Source organism: Microbacterium sp. (genome assembly GCF_036566905.1).
Lineage (GTDB): Bacteria > Actinomycetota > Actinomycetes > Actinomycetales > Microbacteriaceae > Microbacterium.
Genome location: NZ_DATCVK010000067.1, coordinates 1 through 6,586 on the forward strand (window position 1 = coordinate 1; position 6,586 = coordinate 6,586).

At 70.1% G+C, this 6,586-nt stretch carries 7 protein-coding genes; 6 read left to right on the top strand and 1 reads right to left on the bottom strand.

Annotation, left to right across the window (positions count from 1 at the left end):
- On the top strand, positions 1-727 hold a 727-nt coding region (locus VIP82_RS05805), incomplete at its 5' end, for an NAD-dependent epimerase/dehydratase family protein (RefSeq protein ID WP_331906574.1).
- A complete protein-coding gene (locus tag VIP82_RS05810) occupies positions 724-1,317 on the top strand; it encodes a DnaJ family domain-containing protein (RefSeq protein WP_331906576.1) in 594 nt (197 codons plus the stop codon). The genes VIP82_RS05805 and VIP82_RS05810, both read left to right, overlap by 4 nt.
- Before the next feature lie 49 nt (positions 1,318-1,366).
- Here the strand turns inward: VIP82_RS05810 and VIP82_RS05815 are convergent, their stop codons facing one another.
- On the bottom strand, positions 1,367-2,392 hold the full coding sequence (locus tag VIP82_RS05815; RefSeq protein WP_331906578.1) for a LacI family DNA-binding transcriptional regulator: 1,026 nt from the start codon (positions 2,390-2,392) through the stop codon (positions 1,367-1,369).
- Between the two features lie 162 nt (positions 2,393-2,554).
- Here VIP82_RS05815 and VIP82_RS05820 point away from each other — a divergent pair, with 162 nt between their 5' ends.
- The 4 genes from VIP82_RS05820 to VIP82_RS05835 all read left to right on the top strand — a co-directional run.
- Positions 2,555-3,853 carry an ABC transporter substrate-binding protein gene (locus VIP82_RS05820; protein WP_331906580.1) on the top strand — a complete coding sequence of 433 codons (1,299 nt, stop codon included), beginning with the start codon at positions 2,555-2,557 and terminating at the stop codon, positions 3,851-3,853.
- A gap of 58 nt (positions 3,854-3,911) precedes the next feature.
- Entirely contained in the window at positions 3,912-4,847 is a 936-nt protein-coding gene (locus tag VIP82_RS05825) for a carbohydrate ABC transporter permease (protein ID WP_331906582.1), read from the top strand.
- A gap of 11 nt (positions 4,848-4,858) precedes the next feature.
- Complete coding sequence (locus VIP82_RS05830) at positions 4,859-5,755, top strand: carbohydrate ABC transporter permease (protein ID WP_331906584.1); 897 nt, start codon at positions 4,859-4,861, stop codon at positions 5,753-5,755.
- A partial coding sequence (locus VIP82_RS05835; protein WP_331906586.1) for a beta-L-arabinofuranosidase domain-containing protein occupies positions 5,752-6,586 on the top strand: 835 nt, incomplete at its 3' end. The genes VIP82_RS05830 and VIP82_RS05835, both read left to right, overlap by 4 nt.

Genomic DNA, 6,586 nt, shown 5'->3' on the forward strand with positions numbered 1-6,586 from the left:
GGTCGACCTCACCGACTACGGCCAGGTGGTCGACGCGATCGCGGGCGTCGACGACCGGCACTCGGGGGTCGACGCCATCGTGCACCTCGGGGCGCTCCCGGCGCCGGGCATCGCGAGCGACGTCGCGACCTTCCACAACAACATGCTCTCGACGTTCAACGTGTTCCAAGCGGCACGGCGGCTCGGCATCACGCGCATCGTGTACGCCTCGAGCGAGACCGTGCTCGGCTTGCCGTTCGACGTGCCGCCGCCGTACATCCCGGTCGACGAGGAGTACCCGCCGCGCCCCGAGTCGGTGTACTCGCTCGTGAAGACGCTCGAGGAGCGCATGGCCGTCGAGCTCGTGCGGTGGCACCCCGAGCTGTCGATCACCGGCCTGCGGTTCTCGAACGTCATGGTGCCGGAGGACTACGCGGCGTTCCCCTCGTACGACGCCGACGCGCGGCAGCGCAAGTGGAACCTGTGGGGCTACATCGACGCCCGCGACGGCGCCCAGGCGGTGCAGCGGGCGCTCGAGGTCGCCCCTCCCGGCTTCGAGACCTACATCATCGCCGCCGCCGACACCGTGATGTCGCGGCCCAACGCCGAGCTCGTCGCCGAGGTCTTCCCCGGCGTGCCGACCCGCGATTTCGGCGAGCACGACACCCTGCTCTCGATCGACAAGGCCCGGCGTCTGCTCGGGTACGACCCGCAGCACTCGTGGCGGGATCACATCCCGGGATCATGACCGAGGGGCCTCGCGAAGCCGCCGAGCGCTACCGCTTCGAGAAGTGGCAGCGCGAGCAGGGCTACACATCGGACGAAGAGGATGCCGCGGAGGCCGCCGCGCCGCCGGCACGCGGCTTCTCGGCGGCCGAGCGGGCTGCGGTGGTAGAGAACTCGATCCAGCAGGCGATCCGGAGAGGGGAGTTCGACGATCTGCCCGGTGCCGGCAAGCCGATCCCCGGCCTGGGCGCGACGCATGATCCGGACTGGTGGATCCGCCGGAAGATCGAGACCGAGAAGCTCACCGGGCTCGGCCCGCCGGCTCTCAGGCTGCGGGTCGAGAACACCGAGCTCGACGGCCGGCTCGACGCGCTGTCGCGCGAGGCCGAGGTGCGCGAGGCGCTCGAGGACTTCAACCGTCGCGTCATCGATGCCCGGCGGCAACTGCAGGGCGGCCCGCCGGTCGTGACACCCCCTCGCGACGTCGACGCCGAAGTGGCGGCGTGGCGCGAGCGGCGCAGCGCGCGGGTCGCGGCGCAGGCACAGGCGGATGCGGAGGATGCCGCCGCGCGGCGTCGTCACCCCTGGTGGCGGCGACGAGGGCGCGCGTAGCTTCCGCGCGCGTCGGCGGCGACGCGGGAGCGCCTAGCCGGCTGCCGCGTCAGCGGCGCTGGATCGTCGAGCCCCGGATGATGAGGCGCACGGGCAGGTGGTGGGTGCCCTCGCCGATGTCGACGCCGTCGATCGCGTCGAACACCCGCTGGGCCGCCTGACGTCCCAGCTGCTGGAGGTTGGCGTCGATGCTCGTCAGCTCGGGCCGTGAGTTCGTCGACAGCACCTCCCAGTTGTCGTAGCCGATGACGGCGAGGTCCTCCGGCACGCGACGGCCGAGATCGCGCGCGGTGTCGAGCGCGCCGCGGGCGAGCTGGTCGGATCCGCAGAAGATCGCGTCGACATCGGGGTGCCGCTGCAGCAGCATCGCGGCGGCGTCCCGCCCCCAGTGCTCGGTCCATTCCGAGAACATCGGGTCGCCCACGAGCTCGAGGCCGGCGGCGTCGAGCGCCGCCCGCGCCCCTGCGATGCGATCCTGCGCAGCGGCGTAGGCGGGGTCGCCGGTGATGTGGGCGATGCGGGTGCGTCCGCAGGCGATGAGGTGCTCGACGGCAAGGCGTCCGCCGGCGTAGTTGTCGGGCGTGAGCGAGAGGTCGCGCGGGTCGTCGGAGGGCGCGTAGGCGTACACGACCGGCACGGGGATCTCCTGACCGAGCGAGGGGCGGGGGTCGGTCTGCCGGCCGACGACGATGATGCCGTCGACGCGCCGGCTCAGCAGCGCCTTGAGATGGTGCTGCTCGCGGATCGCGTCGCCGCGTGCGTCGCAGAGGAACACGTTGACCTGCCCGGCGCCGAAGGCGTCCTCGGCACCCATCAGGATCGGGATCATGAAGCGGCCCTCGAGGTCGCTCGTGAGCAGGCCCACGGTGCCGGTGCGTCCCGCGAGGAGGCCGCGCGCCATGGCGTTGGGGGTGAACGACAGCTCTTCTGCGGCATCCATCACCCGCCGCCGGGTCGCCGGTGCGACGTCCTCGCGGCCGTTGAGCGCCTTCGACGCTGTCGCGATCGACACTCCCGCGCGCCTCGCGACATCGCTCAGCGTCGCGCTGCGTCCCCCGGACTCGTTGGCGGCCATCACCCCTCCTCGTTGCGGAAACGTTATCGAAGCAACGTCTTGACCGCTCGTGAACTCTCACGATACCGTGCCGAAAGCGATTTCGATGTTTTCGATATCGATCACGGCAGCGGCGCGGCGATCCCGCACGCGCACGCTCGAAGACGAGCCAAGGAGACTGCAATGACCAACACCCGACGTCGCGCCGCCGGCTGGCACGCGGCGACCGCACTCCTCCTCTCAGGCGCCCTCGTGGGCCTCGCCGGCTGCGCCGGCGGCGGCTCGGCGACGCCTGCGGAGGACATCCCGGCCGAGGGGACGGACGATGGGACGACCCTCACCCTCTGGACCCGCGCACCTCTCGAGAAGCAGGCGAACCTCCTGGTCGACGCCTACAACGCGTCGCACGAGAACCAGGTCGAACTGACGGTCGTGCCCAACGACGACTACGTTGCGAAGGTCGGCGCCGCTGCCGGCTCGGGCGGGCTGCCCGACCTGTTCGCCGCCGACATCGTCTACGTGCCCAACTGGGTCGAGCAGGGCCTGTTCCAGGACATCAGCGCCCAGATCGACGGCCTCGACTACAAGGACCAGATCAATCAGGGCCACCTCTCGGCCGGGACGGATGCCGACGGCAAGGAGCACGTCCTGCCCTTCGTGCTCGACCTGTCGATGCTGTTCTGGAACAAGGAGCTGTTCGAAGAGGCCGGGCTCGACCCCGAGAAGGCACCGGCCACCATGGCGGAGTACGCCGACGCGGCCAAGAAGATCCAGGCGCTGGGCAAGGACGGCGTCTACGGCACGGCGACCGGCCTGAACTGCGGCGGATGCCTCGTCTTCACGTGGTTCCCGAGCATCTGGGCGTCCGGTGAAGAAGTGCTGAGCGACGACGGCCACGAGTCGCTGCTGGCGAACGACGCCGCCAAAGAGGTCTACGACACCTGGCGCGATCTGTGGGAGTCGGGTGCCGTACTGCCCAGCTCGCAGGACGAGGCCGGCCCGACCTGGACCGCGGGCTTCACCGAGGGCAACGTCGGACTGATGTTCTACCCCGCGACGCTGCTGTCGTCGACCCCGTTCGACACGGGCGTCGCCGGCATCCCCGGCGTCGACGGCGGCGCCTCGACCTTCGTCGGCGGCGACGGCATCGGCATCTCGAAGGACTCCAAGAAGGCCGCGCAGGCCTGGAACTTCCTCACCTGGCTGATGTCCGAGGAGGCCCAGGTGGACGTCCTCGCGAAGGACAACGACGTCGTCTCGCGCGCGGACTTCGCCGACAACGAGTACGCGGCGAAGGATCCGCGGCTCGTGACCATCAACGAGGTGGCATCGCAGGGCGACACGCCCGTGGCGCTGAACTTCCAGCAGGCGTTCAACGCGCCCGGCAGCCCCTGGCTGACGCTCGTGCGCAACGCCGTGCTCGAAGGCACCGACACGGTCGACACCGACAACGACGCCATCACCGAGATCCTCGCGCAGTGAGCCGCGGCGGTGGCCCGGGCGACCGGGCCACCGCCCCTATCCCCGGAGAACGAACGCCATGTCCGCCGAGACGCTGACTCCGCCGACGAGTCCACCGACCATCCCCTCCCGGCCGCCCCACCGCTCTTCGCGCGCCCGGCGCGAGGCGCTGCGCGGCTGGCTCTACGCCTCGCCGACCACGCTGTTCGTGGTGTTCGTCTTCCTCCTGCCACTGCTGCTCGTGCTGCAGATGTCGGCGTCCGACTGGCCGCTGCTCTCGGGCAACCAGGGCTGGAACCTCCCCGAGAACTACGTCGACGCCGTCGACCACCGCCTGTTCTGGGACGCGATCTGGTTCACCCTGAAGTACACGGTCATCACGACGATCCTCCTCATCGGCCTGGGCCTCGGGCTCGCACTGCTGGTGCAGGAGTCCACCCGGTGGAAGTCGCTGCTGCGCACGTCGTTCCTCGTGCCGAGCGCACTCGGCCTCGCCTCGGCATCCCTCCTCTTCTACGTGCTCTACTCGCCCTACGCAGGTCCGTTCGCCGACCTCATGCAGTCGTGGGGCTTCACATTCCTCGGCACCCCCGAGGGCGCGCTGTGGTCGACGGTGTTCCTCATCGTGTGGCGGTACGCCGGCTTCTACATGCTGCTGATGCTGGTGGGCCTGCAGGCAATCCCCGACGACGTGTACGAGGCCGCGCGCATCGACGGCGCCTCGGCGTGGCAGACCTTCCGCGGCATCACGCTTCCGCTGCTGCGGCCGACGTTCGCACTCACCATCGTGCTGTGCGTCACCGGGTCGCTCCTGGCGTTCGAGCAGTTCTACATCCTCACCAAGGGCGGACCCGACAACAGCACCATGACGATCGTGCAGCTGATCTACAACGTCGCCTTCCAGGGCCAGAACAACCTCGGCATCGCGGCAGCGCTCTCGGTGATCGTGCTGCTGGCGCTCATCGTCATCAACATGTTCCAGCTGCGCGCGTTCCGCCGCACGGACGAGGACTGAGGATTCCCGCCATGTCCGCACAGACCCTTCCCTCCGCGACCCGCCTCATCGAGGTGCAGCCCGCGCGCGGTCGCGCGCGGCGCTCCCCCGCGGCGCGCATCGTGTTCGGCATCCCGTACGCCGTTCTGACCACCGCGCTCGCGATCATGTTCCTCTACCCGCTCATCTGGACCGCCGTGTCGTCCGTGGCACCGCGGGCCGGCACCAGCCAGCCGGAAGGCTGGGGGCTCGGCAACTACGCGGCACTCGCCGACTACCAGGCGGGGATCTGGGTCTACCTCGGCAACTCGACGTTCGTCGCACTGCTGACGGTGCTGCTGACCCTGGTCGTCTCCACCCTCGGCGGCTACGCCTTCGCGCGGTTCTCGTTCCCGGGGAAGAACCTGCTGTTCCTCACGGTGCTCGCGATCCTGATGGTGCCGTACACGACGCTGCTCATCCCGCTCTACGTGATCCTCAACGCCGTCGGCCTCAGCAACTCCCTGGTCGGCGTCGCGATCGTGCTCACGATGTTCCAGCTGCCGTTCTCGATGTTCATGATGCGGATCTCCTTCGAGTCCGTCCCGCGCGAGCTCGACGAGGCGGCCCTGGTGGACGGCGCGACGACCTTCGGGGCGCTCCGGCTCGTGCTGCTGCCGGCGGTCAAGCCCGGGCTCATCACCGTCGGCATGTTCGCCTTCCTCGCCGCCTGGAACGACTTCATGGCGCCGCTGATCCTCATCACCGACACGAACCGGATGACGCTGCCCCTGGCGGTCTCGAACCTTCGCGTGCAGGTGCAGGGCGTCATCGACTACGGGGCGACGGAGGCGGGAGTGGTCGTGCTGGCCCTTCCTTGCATCGTGCTGTTCCTGGTGCTGCAGCGCCACTACGTCCGGGGATTCATGTCGGGAGCTTTCAAGGGATGACCATGCAGACCACCACCGCGCCCCAGGCGCCCGTCGCTCCGGCGCACGGCCGCCTCCGCCCCCTCGGCCAGCAGGAGGTCCGCATCATCGGCGGCTTCTGGGGCGGCCGGCAGGACGTCAACGGCCGCAACACACTCACGCACATCGAGAGCCGACTCGAATCCGAGGGCTGGCTGGGCAACTTCGATCGCGCCGCCGCCGGCACGTTGCCGGAGGGGCGCCGCGGACGCGAGTTCTCGGACTCCGAGGTGTACAAGTACCTCGAAGCGCTCGCCTGGGAGATCGGCCGTACCCACGACGCCGGCCTCGAAACTCGGCTGCGCGCCGTCGTCGGCCGTGTCGCGGCAGCCCAGGAGGCCGACGGATACCTCAACACCCAGTTCGGCCGCGAGGGCCAGGGCGCGCGGTGGTCCGACCTCGAGTGGGGCCACGAGCTGTACTGCCTCGGCCACCTCTTCCAGGCGGCGGTGGCGCGCGAGCGCACGCGCCCGGGTGCGGACGACGGACTGCTCCGCATCGCGGTGCGCGCCGCCGACCTCGTGTGCGGGGAGTTCGGGCCCGGCGGACGCGACGGGATCTGCGGCCACGCCGAGATCGAGGTCGGGCTCGCCGAGCTCGCCCGGGCGACCGGCGAGCCGCGCTACCTCGAGCAGGCGCGCCTGTTCGTGGAGCGCCACGGCCGGGGCACGCTCCGCGACATCGAATGGGGGCGCAGGTACTTCCAGGACGACGTGCCGGTGCGCGAGGCGACCGCCCTGCGCGGCCACGCGGTGCGCGCGAACTACCTGGCGGCGGGCGCCGCCGACGTCGCGGTCGACAAGATCGGAAGAG